The sequence below is a fragment of the Blastococcus carthaginiensis genome, assembly GCF_030731085.1.
Taxonomy (GTDB): domain Bacteria; phylum Actinomycetota; class Actinomycetes; order Mycobacteriales; family Geodermatophilaceae; genus Blastococcus; species Blastococcus carthaginiensis.
Genome location: NZ_JASNFN010000011.1, coordinates 138,804 through 154,963, shown reverse-complemented (window position 1 = coordinate 154,963; position 16,160 = coordinate 138,804). Strand labels below are relative to the sequence as shown.

13 protein-coding genes are annotated in these 16,160 nt (G+C 74.7%); 12 read left to right on the top strand and 1 reads right to left on the bottom strand.

Annotated features, from left to right (window positions below):
• Nucleotides 1-147 precede the first annotated feature (147 nt).
• The 3 genes from glgP to QOZ88_RS11310 all read left to right on the top strand — a co-directional run bounded on the left by glgP (nucleotide 148) and on the right by QOZ88_RS11310 (nucleotide 4,396).
• Nucleotides 148-2,697 (top strand): alpha-glucan family phosphorylase, encoded by a 2,550-nt coding sequence (gene glgP / locus QOZ88_RS11320; protein WP_305999871.1) that lies wholly within the window; start codon nucleotides 148-150, stop codon nucleotides 2,695-2,697.
• 122 nt (nucleotides 2,698-2,819) lie between these two features.
• On the top strand, nucleotides 2,820-3,770 hold the full coding sequence (locus tag QOZ88_RS11315) for an FHA domain-containing protein (RefSeq protein WP_305999870.1): 951 nt from the start codon (nucleotides 2,820-2,822) through the stop codon (nucleotides 3,768-3,770).
• 101 nt (nucleotides 3,771-3,871) lie between these two features.
• Nucleotides 3,872-4,396: a hypothetical protein gene (locus QOZ88_RS11310; RefSeq protein WP_305999869.1), complete on the top strand. Its 525-nt coding sequence runs from the start codon at nucleotides 3,872-3,874 to the stop codon at nucleotides 4,394-4,396.
• Nucleotides 4,397-4,470: 74 nt separating this feature from the next.
• On the opposite strand, the gene glgX is transcribed toward QOZ88_RS11310, so the two are convergent.
• Entirely contained in the window at nucleotides 4,471-6,621 is a 2,151-nt protein-coding gene (glgX, locus tag QOZ88_RS11305) for a glycogen debranching protein GlgX (RefSeq protein WP_305999868.1), read from the bottom strand.
• Nucleotides 6,622-6,691: 70 nt separating this feature from the next.
• On the opposite strand from glgX, the gene QOZ88_RS11300 reads away from it, so the two are divergent.
• The 9 genes from QOZ88_RS11300 to QOZ88_RS11260 all read left to right on the top strand — a co-directional run bounded on the left by QOZ88_RS11300 (nucleotide 6,692) and on the right by QOZ88_RS11260 (nucleotide 16,121).
• Nucleotides 6,692-7,498, top strand: a complete 807-nt coding sequence (locus QOZ88_RS11300) for an ABC transporter ATP-binding protein (protein ID WP_305999867.1) — start codon at nucleotides 6,692-6,694, stop codon at nucleotides 7,496-7,498.
• 10 nt (nucleotides 7,499-7,508) lie between these two features.
• Entirely contained in the window at nucleotides 7,509-8,297 is a 789-nt protein-coding gene (locus tag QOZ88_RS11295; protein WP_305999866.1) for an enoyl-CoA hydratase/isomerase family protein, read from the top strand.
• A gap of 6 nt (nucleotides 8,298-8,303) precedes the next feature.
• Nucleotides 8,304-9,416, top strand: a complete 1,113-nt coding sequence (locus QOZ88_RS11290) for an L-cysteine desulfhydrase Cds1 (RefSeq protein WP_305999865.1) — start codon at nucleotides 8,304-8,306, stop codon at nucleotides 9,414-9,416.
• Between the two features lie 116 nt (nucleotides 9,417-9,532).
• Nucleotides 9,533-10,312 carry an electron transfer flavoprotein subunit beta/FixA family protein gene (locus tag QOZ88_RS11285; protein ID WP_305999864.1) on the top strand — a complete coding sequence of 260 codons (780 nt, stop codon included), beginning with the start codon at nucleotides 9,533-9,535 and terminating at the stop codon, nucleotides 10,310-10,312.
• Nucleotides 10,313-10,346: 34 nt separating this feature from the next.
• Complete coding sequence (locus tag QOZ88_RS11280; protein ID WP_305999863.1) at nucleotides 10,347-11,309, top strand: electron transfer flavoprotein subunit alpha/FixB family protein; 963 nt, start codon at nucleotides 10,347-10,349, stop codon at nucleotides 11,307-11,309.
• Nucleotides 11,310-11,405: 96 nt separating this feature from the next.
• Nucleotides 11,406-12,806 (top strand): MFS transporter, encoded by a 1,401-nt coding sequence (locus QOZ88_RS11275; protein ID WP_305999862.1) that lies wholly within the window; start codon nucleotides 11,406-11,408, stop codon nucleotides 12,804-12,806.
• Nucleotides 12,803-14,008 carry a cysteine desulfurase family protein gene (locus tag QOZ88_RS11270; protein ID WP_305999861.1) on the top strand — a complete coding sequence of 402 codons (1,206 nt, stop codon included), beginning with the start codon at nucleotides 12,803-12,805 and terminating at the stop codon, nucleotides 14,006-14,008. The genes QOZ88_RS11275 and QOZ88_RS11270 overlap by 4 nt, the downstream gene beginning before the upstream one ends.
• Nucleotides 14,005-15,114, top strand: a complete 1,110-nt coding sequence (mnmA, locus tag QOZ88_RS11265) for a tRNA 2-thiouridine(34) synthase MnmA (protein WP_305999860.1) — start codon at nucleotides 14,005-14,007, stop codon at nucleotides 15,112-15,114. The genes QOZ88_RS11270 and mnmA overlap by 4 nt, the downstream gene beginning before the upstream one ends.
• Nucleotides 15,111-16,121 carry a methionine synthase gene (locus QOZ88_RS11260; protein WP_305999859.1) on the top strand — a complete coding sequence of 337 codons (1,011 nt, stop codon included), beginning with the start codon at nucleotides 15,111-15,113 and terminating at the stop codon, nucleotides 16,119-16,121. The genes mnmA and QOZ88_RS11260 overlap by 4 nt, the downstream gene beginning before the upstream one ends.
• The last annotated feature ends 39 nt before the right edge of the window (nucleotides 16,122-16,160 follow it).

Genomic DNA, 16,160 nt, shown 5'->3' with positions numbered 1-16,160 from the left:
CGCCGACCACGCTACTGAGCTGCCGCCTCACCAGCATCTCGGCAGCCGTTCCGGTGTCTGCGCCTCACCCGTCCGGGCTGCGGCGTGCCGTCCCGGACGGTGCCCGACGCCCCTGCCGGTGGGCCCGGATCTCGCTAGGCTCGCCCGGTGCGAGCACTCCGTCGGTTCACCGTCCGCGCGGCTCTGCCGGAGCCGCTCCTGCCCCTGTCCCAGCTGGTGATGAACCTCCGCTGGTCCTGGCACGCCGAGTCCCGCGACCTCTTCGAGGCGCTGGACCCCGACCTCTGGCGCCGCTGCGGCGGCGACCCGGTCAAGGCGCTCGGCGAGGTGTCGGCCGAGCGGCTGGCCACCCTCGCCAAGGACCGGCGCTTCGTCCGCCGGCTGACCGACGCCGTCGACGACCTGGAGGAGTACCTCGCCACGCCGCGCTGGTACCAGTCGCTGGGGAACGAGGCGCCGCGCAGCATCGCCTACTTCTCCGCCGAGTTCGGCATCACCGAGGTGCTGCCCCAGTACTCCGGCGGGCTCGGCATCCTCGCCGGCGACCACCTCAAGGCCGCCTCCGACCTCGGCGTCCCGCTGATCGGCGTGGGCCTGCTCTACCGGGCCGGCTACTTCAGCCAGGGGCTGTCGGCCGACGGCTGGCAGCTCGAGCACTACCCGTCGCTGGACCCGCACGGCCTGCCCATCAAGCTGCTGCGCCAGGCGGACGGCTCGGCCGTGGTCATCACCGTGCCGCTGCCCGAGGGGCGCACGCTGCACGCCCACGTCTGGCGCGCGCAGGTGGGCCGGGTGTCGCTGCTGCTGCTCGACAGCGACATCGAGGAGAACGCGCCCGCCGAGCGGCTGGTGACCGACCGGCTCTACGGCGGCGACGAGGACCACCGTCTCCGCCAGGAGATGCTGCTGGGCATCGGCGGGGTGCGGGCGGTGCGCGCCCACTGCTCGCTGACCGGTACCCCGCAGCCGGAGGTCTTCCACGCCAACGAGGGCCACGCCGGCTTCCAGGGCGTCGAGCGCATCCGCGAGCTCAGCGAGGCGCACGGCCTGGGCTTCGCCGAGGCGCTGCAGGCCGTCCGCGCGGGCACCGTGTTCACCACGCACACCCCGGTGCCGGCGGGCATCGACCGGTTCCCGAAGGCGCTCATCGAGCGCTACTTCGCCGGCTTCGGCGTGCCGATGGACCAGCTGCTGCCGCTGGGCGCCGAGGACGACCCGGCGAAGTTCAACATGGCGCACATGGGCCTGCGGCTGGGCCAGCGGGCCAACGGCGTCAGCCAGCTGCACGGGCACGTCAGCCGCGGCATGTTCAACGACCTGTGGCCGGGCTTCGACGAGGGCGACGTGCCGATCGGCTCGATCACCAACGGGGTGCACGCCCCCACCTGGACCGCCCGCGAGCTGGTCGAGATGGGCACCCAGACCTCCAGCCAGGGCGACCCGGTGGAGGTCGACGGCGAGGTGCACTTCGACGGGGTCGACCGCATCCCGGCCGCGGAGCTGTGGGGCACCCGGCGCATGCTCCGCGCCCGCCTCGTCGACGAGGTCCGCCGGCGCGTCCGGGAGACCGCGCTCTCGCGCGGGGCGACCGAGGCCGAGGTCGGCTGGACCGACAGCGTCTTCGACCCCGACGTGCTCACCATCGGCTTCGCCCGCCGGGTGCCCTCCTACAAGCGGCTGACCCTGATGCTGCGCGACCCCGAGCGGCTCAAGGCGCTGCTGCTCGACCCCGAGCGCCCGGTGCAGCTGGTCATCGCCGGCAAGAGCCACCCGGCCGACGACGGCGGCAAGAAGCTGATCCAGCAGATGGTCGCGTTCGCCGACGACCCGGAGATCCGGCACCGCATCGCGTTCCTGCCCGGCTACGACATCGGCATGGCCCGCTACCTCTACTGGGGCTGCGACGTCTGGCTGAACAACCCGCTGCGGCCGTTGGAGGCCTGCGGGACCTCGGGCATGAAGGCGGCGCTCAACGGCGGCCTCAACCTCTCCATCCGGGACGGGTGGTGGGACGAGTGGTTCGACGGCCAGAACGGCTGGGCGATCCCGACCGCCGACGGCGTCGCCGACCCCGACCGCCGCGACGAGGTGGAGGCCCGGGCGATCTACGACCTGCTCGAGACCCAGGTGCTGCCGCGGTTCTACGAGACCGACCACGACGGGATCCCCGGCCGGTGGGTCGAGATGGTGCGGCACACGCTGCGGGAGACCGCCCCCCGCGTGCTGGCGACCCGCATGGTGCGCGACTACGTCCGCGACCTCTACGTGCCGGCCGCGGAGTCGGCCCGGGCGATGGCCGCCGAGGGGTACGCGCCCGCGCGCACGGAGGCGTCGTGGCGGGCGCACCTGCTGGCGCACTGGCACGACGTCCGGGTGGCCCACGTGGAGGCGACCGGAGCCCGTGACACCCCCGAGATCGGCTCGACGCTGGCGCTGCGCGCCGAGGTGGAGCTCCCCGGGCTGCAGCCCGACGACGTCGAGGTGCAGGCCGCCTACGGCCGGGTCGACGACGCCGACGGGCTGCACGAGGTGACCACCGTGCCCATGAGCCACGAGCAGACCGACGGCTCGCGGCACTGGTTCACCGCGACCCTGCCGCTGGAGCGGACGGGTGCCTTCGGCTACACGGTGCGGGTGCTCCCGCACTCCGAGCACCTGGCCGACCCGGCGGAGCTCGGCGTGGTCAGCACCGCCTGAGCGCGAACCAGCGGGCACTCGGGCCACGCCGGTCACAGTGACCTCGTGTGACGTCGTCACGCCCCGGCGTGGCGGTGGCCCGCGGCCAGCCAGAACGCTCGCGCATCACTAGGCTGGACGCCATGCCCGACCGCTGTGAAGTCCTCCCCGGAGATGCCGTCGTCGCGCGCCGTGGCGGCGGCCTGCTGTGGGTCGACGCTCCCGGCTCGCCCGCCCTCGTGTCGGCCCTGCACGCCTGCCTGGGCGTGTCGGGCCCCGGGGCCGACCGAGTGCTGGCCGCCGTGGCCGGCGAGGTGAGCTCGCTGGCCTCCGGTGGCGCCTCGTTCGCCCTCGTCCTCACGACCGACGCCGGTACGGGCGTCGCGCTCTGGGCGGGCAAGGGACAGCCGGCCGTCGACGGTGTCCCGGTCTCCGGGTCGTCGATCGAGGGGGGCACGCTCGCCACCGGCGTCTCGCTGGGGCAGTCGCTGTACGTCGGCCCCGGTCAGTCCGCGCCGCGCACCCCGCCGGGCGTGAGCTACGACCTGGTCGAGGGCACCGTGCCCGGCGGCGGCGCCACGCTGCACCTGGCCGGGGCGGCACCCGCCGCCGCGGCCCCTGTGGCGGCGCAGTCGTTCTCGGCGGGCACCGACTCCGGCTTCGGGTCGGGTGGCGCCTCGGTGTCTGCGGCCGCGGCCCGCCCCGAGTCGGGCGAGCAGACGGCCTTCTGGCGGCCCGAGTCGACCGATGCCACGCCGATCCTGCGCTTCGACGACGGCATGGTCGTCACCATCGACGAGGACCTGGTGCTCGGCCGGCGTCCCGACAACCACGAGATGGTGTCCAGCGGCTCGGCCCGCGCGGTGCCGATCGCCGACACCCAGAACGTGCTCTCCTCGGCCCACGCCGCGCTGACCCGCAGCGGCCGCGAGGTCTCGCTGGTCGACCTGGGCTCGCTCAACGGCACCCACGTCGCCGGCCCCGAGGCCACCGAGTGGACGCAGCTGGAGCCGGGGGTGGCCCACCCGCTCTCCGACGGCGACCGCCTGCTGCTGGGCTGGACCGTCATCACCTTCGAGCAGCCCCAGGACTGACGCGAAGCGCTGCACGCCAGAGGCCCGGAATCGACGAGGTTCCGGGCCTCTCGCGTGCACCGGTCGTTGCCGTGCCCGTCCGGCTGCTGTCTGATCACCCCGTGCACATCGGGGAACCCGCCGACGACCTCGCCCTGAGCTCACCGACCCGGCTGCCGGTGATCGCCCGCCGGGTGTCGCAGAAGGTGCTGCTGATCCTGCTCTCGGGGCGCATGTGGGTACGTGACGTCGACGGGCAGCGCCGCGAGATAGCCGGGCCGACGTGGGTGGTCTGGTACCCCGGCGAGGCGCTGGAGTACGGCACCCACGGCCCCACGGTGCACTGGGTGTTCGCGGCGCCGACCGGGCCGGTGCCGTCCGGATCGCCGCGACCGGGGTCCTCCGTGCGGCTCGCTGGAGACGGCGGGGAGGTCGAGGAAGCACGGCTGGTCCACTACCTGGACGACTCGCCGGACCGAGCCGGACCGCTCTCCGTGGTCGCGGACGTCGCCGGCAGCGGGATAGGGATCTACGCCCTTACCGACGTCGTCGAGGTCGTGGAGGAGTCCGACGAGGACCTGCACGGTTGGTCCTACGGCCCCGGCCTGGACCACCCGCTGCGCCTCGAGCAGCCCCAAGACTGGTAGCCCCCGACGATGTGCGCTGAGGCCCCGTTCCGAGCTCTGGAACGGGGCCTCCGCGCACATGCTCGTGCCCCGCGTCAGGGGCGGCGCTCGACCCGCAGCAGCCAGACGCAGCGGCCGGGCAGCTCCACCGGCCCCGGCGGGAGGAAGGTGAGCGCCGGCGGGGTACCGCGGGCGTACTCCGTCGAGATCACCAGCTCGTAGCCGTCCGCCCACGGCGGGCCGGGCAGCTCGACGGTCACCGGGTCGGGCCCCGCGTGCAGCTGCACCAGGTAGGAGTCGTCGACCACCGGGTGGCCGTGCTCGTCGCGGTGCCGGATGCCGCGGCCGTCGAGGTACATGCCCACGGTCTGCAGGCCGGTGTCGAACCAGTCCGCGGTGGTGAGCTGACCGCCGCCCGGCGCGAACCAGGCGAGGTCGCGGGTGCCCTCGGTGCCCGCCAGCTCGTGGCCCTCGAAGAACGCCTCCTGCCGCAGCACCGGGGCGCCGCGCCGCAGCCGGACAAGCCGGGTGACGAAGGCGAGCAGGTCCTCGTCGGCGGCCGCCCAGTCCAGCCAGGAGATCTCGTTGTCCTGGCAGTAGGCATTGTTGTTGCCGCCCTGCGTGCGGCCCAGCTCGTCGCCGGCGGTGAGCATCGGCACCCCGGTGGAGAGCAGCAGCGTGGCCAGCAGGTTGCGCACCTGGCGGGCCCGCAGCGCGAGCACCTCGGGGTCGTCGGTCGGCCCCTCGACGCCGCAGTTCCAGTTCCGGTTGTGGCTCTCGCCGTCCCGGTTCTCCTCGCCGTTGGCCTCGTTGCGCTTGTGCTCGTAGGTGACCAGGTCCGCGAGCGGGAAGCCGTCGTGCGCGGTGACGAAGTTGATGCTGGCGAACGGGCGCCGGCCGTCGGAGCGGTAGAGGTCCGAGGAGCCGGTCAGCCGGTAGGCGAGGTCGCGCACGCCGACGTGCGCCCCCGCCCACACGTCGCGCACGGTGTCGCGGTACTTGCCGTTCCACTCCGTCCACGGGGGCGGGAAGTTGCCCACCTGGTAGCCGCCGGGGCCGACGTCCCACGGCTCGGCGATCAGCTTCACCTGGCTGACCACCGGGTCCTGGTGCACGACGTCGAAGAACGCCGACAGCCGGTCGACGTCGCGCATCGACCGGGCGAGTGCTGCGGCGAGGTCGAAGCGGAAGCCGTCGACGTGCATCTCGGTCACCCAGTAGCGCAGCGAGTCCATGAGCAGGCCGAGCACCGCCGGCCGGCGCACGTCGAGGGTGTTCCCGCAGCCGGTGTAGTCGGTGTAGCGGGCGGGGTTGCCACCGTCGAGCCGGTAGTAGCCCGGGTTGTCGATGCCCTTGAACGACAGCGTGGGCCCGGTGTGGTCGCCCTCGGCCGTGTGGTTGTAGACGACGTCGAGGATCACCTCGATCCCGGCGGCGTGCAGTTCCTTCACCATCGTCTTGAACTCGGTGACCTGCTGGCCACCGCTGCCCGCGGCGCTGTAGGCGGCGTGCGGCGCGAAGTAGCCGAGCGTGTTGTAGCCCCAGTAGTTGGTCAGCCCGCGGCGCAGCAGGTGCGGCTCGCTGACGAAGTGGTGCACCGGCAGGAGCTCCACCGCCGTCACGCCGAGCGCGAGCAGGTGCTCGACGAACGCCGGGTGGGCGAGGCCGGCGTAGGTGCCGCGCAGGTGCGGCGGCACGCCCGGGTGCCGGGCGGTCGCGCCCTTGACGTGCACCTCGTAGATCACGGTGTCCGACCAGGAGCGCCGCAGCGGGCGGTCGCCGTCCCAGGGGAACGGGTCGTGGACGACGACGCCGCGGGGCACGTGCGGCGCGGAGTCCTGGTCGTCGGGGACGGCGGAGTCGGCGTGCTCGAAGGGGTGCCCGAACAGCGCGGTGTGCAGCTCCAGGTCCCCGTCGACGGCCCGGGCATAGGGGTCGAGCAGCAGCTTGGCCGGGTTGTAGCGGAAACCGGACGACGGGTCGTAGCCGCCGTGCACCCGGTAGCCGTAGCGCTGCCCCGGGCCGACGCCCGGGAGCCGGCCGTGCCAGACCTGGTGGGTGGTCTCCTCCAGCCGGTGCCGGTGCTCGGTGCCGTCGGGGTCGAACAGGCACAGGTCGACGGCGGAGGCGCCGGCCGACCACAGCGCGAAGTTCGTCCCGCGGCCGTCCCACACCGCACCGAGGGGTGCGGGTGCGCCGGGCAGCACGTCGGGGAGCAGGTGTCCGGCCGCTGCGTGTTCGGTCACCGGGCGATCGTGCCTGGTCCCCGCCCGGAGCGGGCGCACCGACCGGCGCGAGGGTTGGTTGGATGGGGGCGTGCCGAATGCTGACGCCCTCGCGGGGGCGGTCGTACGGATGACCGGGGTCGACGTCGTGCGGGGCGGGAACCACCTGCTCAGCGGCGTCGACTGGGTGGTGGAGGAGGACCACCGCTGGGTGGTCCTCGGCCCCAACGGGGCGGGGAAGACCACGCTCCTGCAGCTGGCCGCCGCGCAGCTGCACCCGACGCGGGGCGAGGTGCGGCTGCTGGGCGAGACGCTCGGCGCCGTCGACGTCTTCGAGCTGCGGCCCCGCATCGGGCTGACCAGCGCCTCGCTCGCCCAGCGGATCGCGCCGTCGGAGAAGACCGGCGACATCGTCGTCTCGGCCGGCTACGCCGTCGTCGGCCGGTGGCGGGAGCGCTACGACGTCCACGACCTGACCCGGGCCGGGCTGCTCATGGCGCAGTGGGGCGTGGCCCAGTACGCGCACCGGCCGTTCGGCACGCTCAGCGAGGGCGAGCGCAAGCGCACCCAGATCGCCCGCGCGCTGATGCCCGACCCCGAGCTGCTGCTGCTCGACGAGCCCGGGGCGGGCCTCGACCTCGGGGGGCGCGAGGACCTCGTGGCCCGGCTGTCGGACCTGGCGCGGTACCACTACGCGCCCGCGCAGGTATTGGTCACCCACCACGTGGAGGAGATCCCGCCGGGCTACACCCACGCGCTGTTGCTGCGGGAGGGGGAGGTCGTGGCCTCCGGCGCGGCCGACGACGTCCTCACCGCCGGGCACCTCTCCGACACCTTCGGGCTCCCGCTCGAGCTCAGCCGCACCGACGGCCGCTTCACCGCTCGCCGGGCTCGCTAGGGTGCCGTCCATGGCATCGACGCCCGAGTTCGTGACCCTGCAGGTGGCCGACGAGGTGGGCACCATCCGCCTCGACCGGCCGAAGATGAACGCGATCGACGAGCAGCTGCACCTGGAGGTCCGGGCCGCGGCGCTCGAGGCCGGGGAACGGGCCGACGTGCGCGCCGTCGTCCTCTACGGCGGGGAGCGGGTCTTCGCCGCGGGCGCCGACATCAAGGCGATGTCGCAGCTGGACGGGCGGTCGATGGAGGCCTGGGGGCGCGAGCTGCAGAACTCCTTCCGCGCGGTGGCGCGGATCCCGAAGCCGGTCATCGCCGCGGTCACCGGCTACGCGCTGGGCGGTGGCTACGAACTGGCGTTGTGCGCGGACTTCCGGGTGCTCGGCGCGGGCGCGAAGGTCGGCCAGCCCGAGATCCTGCTCGGCATCATCCCGGGCGCCGGCGGCACCCAGCGGCTGGCCCGGCTGGTCGGCCCGGCCCGGGCGAAGGACCTGGTCTTCACCGGCCGGCACGTCGGCGCGGAGGAGGCCCTGGAGATGGGGCTGGCCGACGCCGTCGTCCCCGACGCCGAGGTCTACGACACCGCGCTGGCCATGGCGCGCAAGCTCGCCGCCGGCCCGCCGCTGGCCCTGGCCGCCGCGAAGCGGGCGATCGACGAGGGGCTGGACCTGCCCCTGGACCAGGGGCTGGACCTGGAGAGCCGGCTGTTCGCCGAGCTGTTCGACACCGAGGACCAGCAGTCCGGGATGCGCTCGTTCCTGGAGAGCGGCCCCGGCAAGGCCGAGTTCAGCGGCCGCTGAACCGGCGTGGACGACGTCGTCGACCGGTCCGACCCCGGCGGCCGGGCCTGGGTCGACCGGGCGGTCGCCGTCGTCGAGGCCGACGCGCGGCGGAGCGCTGACACGCACCTGCTGGTCTACCCGCTGCCGCCCGAGTGGGGCGTCGACCTCTACCTGAAGGACGAGTCGACCCACCCCACCGGCAGCCTCAAGCACCGGCTGGCCCGGTCGCTGTTCCTGTACGGGCTCTGCTCCGGGCAGATCACCGAGGGCAGCACGGTCGTCGAGGCCTCCAGCGGGTCGACGGCGGTCAGCGAGGCCTACTTCGCCCGCATGCTCGGCCTGCCCTTCGTCGCGGTGATGCCGCGCTCCACCAGCCCGGAGAAGATCGCGCTCATCGAGTTCCACGGCGGCCGGTGCCACTTCGTCGACCGGGCGCCCGACATCTACGAGGAGGCCCGCCGGCTGGCCGCCGACTGCGGGGGCCACTACCTCGACCAGTTCACCTACGCGGAGCGGGCCACCGACTGGCGCGGCAACAACAACATCGCCGAGTCGATCTTCGAGCAGCTCGCCGCCGAGCGGCACCCGGTCCCCGAATGGGTCGTCGTGGGCGCCGGCACGGGAGGCACGAGCGCCACCATCGGCCGGTACATCCGCTACCGCCGCCACCCCACCCGGCTGGCCGTCGTCGACCCGGAGAACTCCGCCTTCCTGCCCGGTTACGCGGCCGGCGACCCCGCGTGGACCACCGGGACCCCGTCGCGGATCGAGGGCATCGGCCGGCCACGGGTCGAGCCCTCGTTCGTCCCGACGATCGTCGACCGGATGATCGGCGTGCCGGACGCCGCCTCGCTGGCGGCCATGCGGCACCTGGAGCGGGTGACCGGGCGCCGGGCGGGCGGGTCCACGGGCACCAACCTGTGGGGGGCCTTCTGCCTGGTCGCCGAGATGGTCGCCGCGGGCCGCCGCGGGAGCGTCGTGACGCTGCTGTGCGACGGCGGGGAGCGGTACGCGCGCACGTACTACTCCGACGACTGGGTGGCGGCCCAGGGGCTGGACCTGCCGCCGCACGAGGAGGCGCTGGAGCGGTTCGCCGCGACGGGGGAGTGGGCGACCCCACCGGTCACTCCGGCGTGATGTGCCTCACCCGCCCCTCGTGCCGCGGCGGCGTTACCCCGCAGTAGCCTCCATCATCAGAGCCAGGCGGGCCCCGTGCCCGCATCCTGAACGCGTCCTGAGGAAGGTTCAGCGCGATGAACATCGTCGTTCTTGTCAAGCAGGTCCCGGACTCGGGTAGTGAGCGGAAGCTGGACCCGGCCGACAACACCGTCGACCGGGCGGCCGCCGACAACGTCATCAACGAGATGGACGAGTACGCCATCGAGGAGGCGCTCACCATCAAGGAGGCGCAGGGCGGCGAGGTCACCGTGCTGACCGTCGGCCCCGAGTCCGCCACCGACGCCATCCGCAAGGCGCTGTCCATGGGCGCCGACAAGGCCGTGCACGTCGTCGACGACGCGATCCACGGCTCGTGCGCGGTGCAGACCTCCGCGGTCATCGCCGCGGCGCTGGGCCAGATGGAGTACGACCTGGTCATGTGCGGCGCGGAGGCCACCGACGCGCAGCTGTCGGTCATGCCCGCCCTGCTCGCCGAGCGCCTCGGCCTCCCGCAGCTCTCCGGGGCCCGCAAGGTCACCATCGAGGGCGGCACCGCGAAGGTGGAGCGGCAGACCGACGGCGGCTTCTGGGCCCTCGAGGCCCCGCTCCCGGCGATCATCTCGACCTGGGACACGATCAACGAGCCGCGCTACCCCTCGTTCAAGGGGATCATGGCCGCGAAGAAGAAGCCGGTGGAGACCAAGACCCTGGCCGACCTGGGCGTCGACGCCGGCAGCGTCGGCCTGGCCAGCGCCACCAGCAAGGTGCTCGACTTCGCCGGCCGCCCGCCGAAGGGCGAGGGCGTCAAGGTGACCGACGAGGGCGACGGCGCGCAGAAGTTCGTCGACTACCTCGTCGGCCAGAAGATCGTCTGACCCCGCCCGGATCGAAGGAAGAGGAGAACACCCCATGGCAGAGGTCCTGGTCCTTGCCGAGCTCAACCCGGCCGGTGGCGGCGTCCGCAAGACCACCCTGGAAGCCCTGACCGCGGCGCGCGCGCTCGGTGAGCCGTCGGCCGTCGTCCTCGGTGCGCCGGGCACGGCCGCCGGCGTGAAGGACGTCCTCGCGGAGTACGGCGCGGCCACGGTGTACGTCGCAGAGTCCGCCGACATCGACGACTACCTGGTGGCCCCCAAGGCCGAGGTGCTGGCGCAGCTGGTGAGCGAGAAGTCGCCGGCCGCCGTCGTCATCCCGTCCTCGCCGGAGGGCAAGGAGATCGCCGCCCGCCTGGCCATCAAGACCGGCAGCGGCTTCCTCACCGACGTCACCGAGATCGCCTCCGACGGCACCGCCACCCAGGCGGCGTTCGCCGGGGCGACGATCGTGCACTCGCAGGTGACGGTCGGCACCCCGATCTACACGCTGCGCGGCAACTCGGTCACCCCCGAGGCCGCCCCGTCCGCCGGTGCCGAGCAGCCCGTGTCGGTGTCGGTGAGCGACTCGGCCAAGCAGGTCCGCGTCGTCGAGCGCGTCGTCGAGCAGAAGAGCAACCGCCCCGAGCTCACCGAGGCCTCGATCGTCGTCTCCGGTGGCCGCGGTGTGGCCAGCGCCGAGAACTTCTCGGTCATCGAGGGCCTGGCCGACTCGCTCGGTGCGGCCGTCGGTGCCTCGCGCGCCGCGGTCGACTCCGGCTTCTACCCGCACAGCTTCCAGGTGGGGCAGACCGGCAAGACCGTCTCGCCGCAGCTGTACGTGGCCGTCGGCATCTCCGGTGCCATCCAGCACCGCGCCGGCATGCAGACCAGCAAGACGATCGTCGCCATCAACAAGGATCCCGAGGCGCCGATCTTCGAGCTGGCCGACTTCGGCGTCATCGGTGACCTGAACACGGTCGTGCCGGCCGCCACCGAGCAGATCAACGCCCGCAAGTAGCAGCACCCGTCGAGGGCCGGTTCCCGTGAGGGGGCCGGCCCTCGACGCATGTCCGGTGACGGGAAGCAGCCGGGGGCACGGGTGGTTGGGCACGGCGTGGACACCGGAGCGCCCCCGGCGCTGTTCGACCGGGCGCACCGGCTCACCACCGCCGGGCTGCTGATGCTGGTCACCTTCGTCGCCTTCGAGGCGATGGCGGTGGCGACGGCGATGCCGACCGCGGTCGCCGAGCTGGACGGGCTGGCCTGGTACGCGTGGCCGTTCAGCGCGTTCCTCGTCGCCTCCGTGGTCGGGATGGTGCTCGGCGGCGACCTCGGTGACCGCCGCGGGTCCCGGGTGGCGCTGCTGACCGGTGTGGCGGTGTTCGCGGCGGGGCTGCTCGCCGCCGGCGTCTCGGGGCACATGGCGGTGTTCGTCGCGGCCCGGGCGCTGCAGGGGGTCGGCGGCGGCGTCATCGCCGTCTCCCTCTACGTGGTGGCCGGGCAGGCGTTCGCGCCGGGGCTGCGGCCGCGGCTGTTCGGCGCGTTCGCCGCCGCGTGGGTGCTCCCGGCGCTGATCGGCCCGGTCGTCGCCGGGCTGCTCACCACCCACCTCACCTGGCGGCTGGTCTTCCTCGGCCTGCTGCCGCTGATCCTCCTGGGCCTCGGCCTGGTGCTGCCCGCCGTCCGCGTGCTGCCCCGGCCCGCCGGAGCCGCGGCGCCCGCCTCCGCCCGCCGCTGGTGGGCGCTGCTGGCCGGAGTGGGCATCAGCGCCCTGCAGTACGCGGGCCAGCGCCTGGACCTCCTGGCGGCCGGGATCGCCGCCGCCGGGTTGCTGGCCCTGGTCGTCGGCCTGCGGCCGCTCCTGCCGCCCGGGACCGCCGTCGCCCGCCCGGGGCTGCCCGCGGTGGTCGCCGGCCGCGGGCTGCTGGCCGGCGCCTTCTTCGGCATGGACGCCCTGCTGCCGCTGGCGCTCACCGAGCTGCACGGCTACTCGGCCACCGCGGCGGGGATCCCCCTCACCGCCGGCGCCCTGGGCTGGGCCACCGCCTCGCAGCTGCAGGGCCGCAACCCGCACTGGTCGCGGGTGCGGCTGCTGCGGCTCGCGTTCGGCGTGCTCACCGCCGGGCTGCTGGCCACCGCCGCCATCGCCGTCCCCGGGGTCGGCGGGTGGCCGGCCTACGCCAGCTGGGCGGTCGCCGGGCTCGGCATGGGCCTGGGGATGCCGAGCCTCAGCGTGCTGCTGTTGGAGCGCTCGTCGGACGCGACCCGCGGCGCGGACTCCGCGGCCTTCCAGATCGCCGACGTCACCGGCGCCGCCGCCTGCATCGGCGTGGTCGGGGTGCTCGTCGCCGCGGCCGCGGCCGGCACGCTCTCGCTCCCGGCGGCGGTGGTGGCCGGTGTGGTGCTGCTCTCGGCCGTGGCGGTCGCGGGTGCGGTGCTCGCCCCGCGGGCGGGTGGTCCTCCGGCGGCGACGGCCGGCCCGGCCGTGCCCGCGACTACATTGAGCGCGTCATGACCTACTCGGAACCGGTCTACCTCGACCACGCGGCGACCACGCCGATGCTGCCCGAGGTGCTGGCCGCGATGACCGGCCAGCTCGGTCGCGTGGGCAACGCCTCGTCGCTGCACGCCAGCGGCCGGGCGGCACGCCGCGCCGCGGAGCAGGCCCGCGAGCGGCTGGCCGAGGCGCTGGGCGCCCGGCCGTCGGAGGTGCTGTTCACCGGCGGCGGCACCGAGAGCGACAACCTCGCGGTCAAGGGGTTGTTCTGGGCCCGGCGCGAGGCGGACTCCCGCCGTCGCCGGATCGTCGTCAGCCCGGCCGAGCACCACGCCGTCCTGGACAGCGTCGAGTGGCTGGCCAAGCACGAGGGCGCCGAGGTGACCTGGCTGGCCGTGGAGCCCTCGGGCCGGGTGACCCCGCGCGCGCTCGCCGAGGCGCTCGGTGACGGCAGCGACGTCGCCGTCGCCAGCGTGATGTGGGCCAACAACGAGATCGGTGCGGTGAGCGACGTCGCCGCCCTCGCGGCCACCGCGCACGACGTCGGCGTGCCGTTCCACACCGACGCGGTGCAGGCGGTCGGGCAGGTGCTGGTCGACTTCGGCGCCAGCGGGGTCGACGCCCTCACCATGACCGGGCACAAGCTGGGCGGCCCGATGGGCGCCGGTGCGCTCCTGCTGCGCCGCGACGCCGAGTGCACCCCCCTGCTGCACGGCGGCGGCCAGGAGCGCGACGTCCGCTCCGGCACGCTCGACGTCGCCGCCATCGTCGGGCTGGCGGTGGCGGCGGACGCGGCGGTGCGCGGCCGCGTCGAGCGGGCCGCCGAGCTGGCGCGGCTGCGCGACCGGCTGGTGGCCGGCGTCGCCGAGCAGGTGCCCGACGCGCAGCTCAACGGCCCGGCGCTCGACGACGTCGTGCGCTCCGGGCCCGGCCGGCTGCCCGGCAACGCCCACCTGTCGTTCCCCGGCGCCGAGGGCGATGCGCTGCTCATGCTGCTGGACGCGCGCGGCATCGAGTGCTCGACCGGCTCGGCGTGCAGCGCCGGGGTGGCCCGGCCCAGCCACGTGCTGCTGGCCGTCGGCGCCGACCCCGACCGGGCCCGCAGCTCGCTGCGGTTCAGCCTCGGGCACACCAGCACCGACGCCGACGTCGACGCGCTCCTCGACGTCGTCGCACCGGTGGTCGAGCGGGCCCGGCGGGCCGGGACGGGGCGCCGGTGAGGGTCCTCGCCGCGATGAGCGGCGGTGTGGACTCCGCCGTGGCCGCGGCCCTCGCCGTCGACGCCGGGCACGACGTCACCGGCGTGCACCTGGCGCTCTCCCCGGACCGGCAGACGTTGCGCAGCGGCGCCCGCGGGTGCTGCAGCGTCGAGGACGCGCACGACGCCCGCCGGGTGGCGGACGAGCTCGGCATCCCCTTCTACGTGTGGGACCTGGCCGAGCGGTTCACCGAGGACGTCGTCGACGACTTCGTCGCCGAGTACGCCGCCGGGCGCACCCCCAACCCCTGCCTGCGCTGCAACGAGAAGATCAAGTTCTCCGCGGTGCTCGACCGGGCGCGGGCGCTGGGCTTCGACGCCGTCGTCACCGGGCACCACGCCCGGCTGGCCGACGGCGAGCTGCGGCGGTCGGTCGACGCCGCCAAGGACCAGTCCTACGTGCTCGGGGTGCTCACCGCCGAGCAGCTGGCGGCGGCGGTGTTCCCGCTCGGCGGGATGACCAAGGACCGGGTGCGGGAGATCGCCGCCGAACGCGGTTTCGCCGTGGCCACCAAGGCCGACTCGCACGACATCTGCTTCATCCCCGACGGCGACACCCGCGGCTTCCTGGCCCGCCGGCTGGGCGAGCAGCCGGGCCCGGTGGTCGACGCCGCCACCGGCGCGACGGTGGGGGAGCACGCGGGCGCCTACGGGTTCACCGTCGGCCAGCGGCGCGGGCTCGGGGTCACCGCCGGCGACTCGCGGCCGCGCTACGTGCTGGGCATCGAGCCGGTGACCCGCACGGTGACCATCGGTACCGCCGACCTCGCCGGGGTGGGCCGCATCGTCACCGCCGCCCCCACGTGGACCGGGGCGCCGCCGGAGCTGCCGTTCCGGGCGGAGGTGCAGCTGCGCGCGCACGGCGTCCCCGTGCTGTGCGAGGTGACCGGGAACGACGCCGACGGGCTGCAGATCCTGCTCGACGAGCAGCAGCGCGGGGTGGCCGCCGGGCAGTCCGCGGTGCTGTACGAGCCGGATCCCGAGCGCGGTGACCGGGTCCTCGGCCAGGCCGCGATCCGGTCCACCGGTGACCGCGCCGCGACGACCGGCCCGGGGCCGTCGGCGTGAGCGCCCCCGTCGACGGGCCGGAGCCGGCCGGGGCGCCCTGGGGTCCGGCCTGCGGGGTGGGCTCCCTGCCGGGCAGCGACCCGGCCGAAGCGGTGCGCACCGTGGTCGGCGAGCTGCCGGGCTTCGCGCACCTCCCCGAGCTGCCCGGTCGGGGTGCCGGCGCCGACATGCTCGGGCGCACCGCCGCTCTGCTCGTCGACCTCGCCGTCGACCTGACCCCCGCGGGCTGGCGGCTCGTCCCGCGGCCCGGGATCGACCAGCAGCGGGCCGAGGAGTTCCTCGCCCGCGACCTCGACGCCCTGCACGACATCGCCGGGGACTGGACCGGACCGTTCAAGGTGCAGGTTGCCGGGCCGTGGACCCTCGCCGCGGGGCTCGAGCGCACCCGCGGCGACCGCGCGGTCGTGGACCCGGGCGCCCGCCGCGACCTGGGCCAGTCGCTGGCCGAGGGGCTCGCCGCGCACGTGGCGGCCGTGCAGGCCCGGGTGCCCGGTGCGCGGATCGTGGTGCAGCTCGACGAGCCGTCGGTGCCCGCCATCCTCCAGGGCGCGCTGCCGACCGCCAGCGGGTTCGGGAAGCTGCCGGCGGTCGCCGAGGACGTCGTCGAGCAGGAGCTGGCCGCCGTCGTGCGGGCGCTGCCCGGCCCCGTGGTCGTGCACTGCTGCGCGCCGCGGATGCCGCTGGGGCTGTTCCGCGCCGCCGGTGCGGCCGGGCTCTCGTTCGACCTGGGCCTGGTGCAGGACCTCGACGCGGTGGGGGAGGCGGTGGACGCGGGCGTTCAGCTGCTGCCCGGCGTCGTCCCGGGTATCGACGCCGCGCTGCCGGCGCCGAAGGCGACGGCGACGCGCGTGCAGGCGTGGTGGCGCGAGCTCGGCTTCGCCGCCGACCGGCTGCCGGACGCGGTGACCCTCACCCCCGCCTGCGGCCTGGCCGGGGCCTCGCCGTCCTACGCCCGCGCCGCGATGCGCCAGGTGCGCGAGGCCGCGAAGTACCTGCTCCCCGGCTGACGGTCCGGGCCACCGAGCGGGTGAGCCCCGGTTGACCGT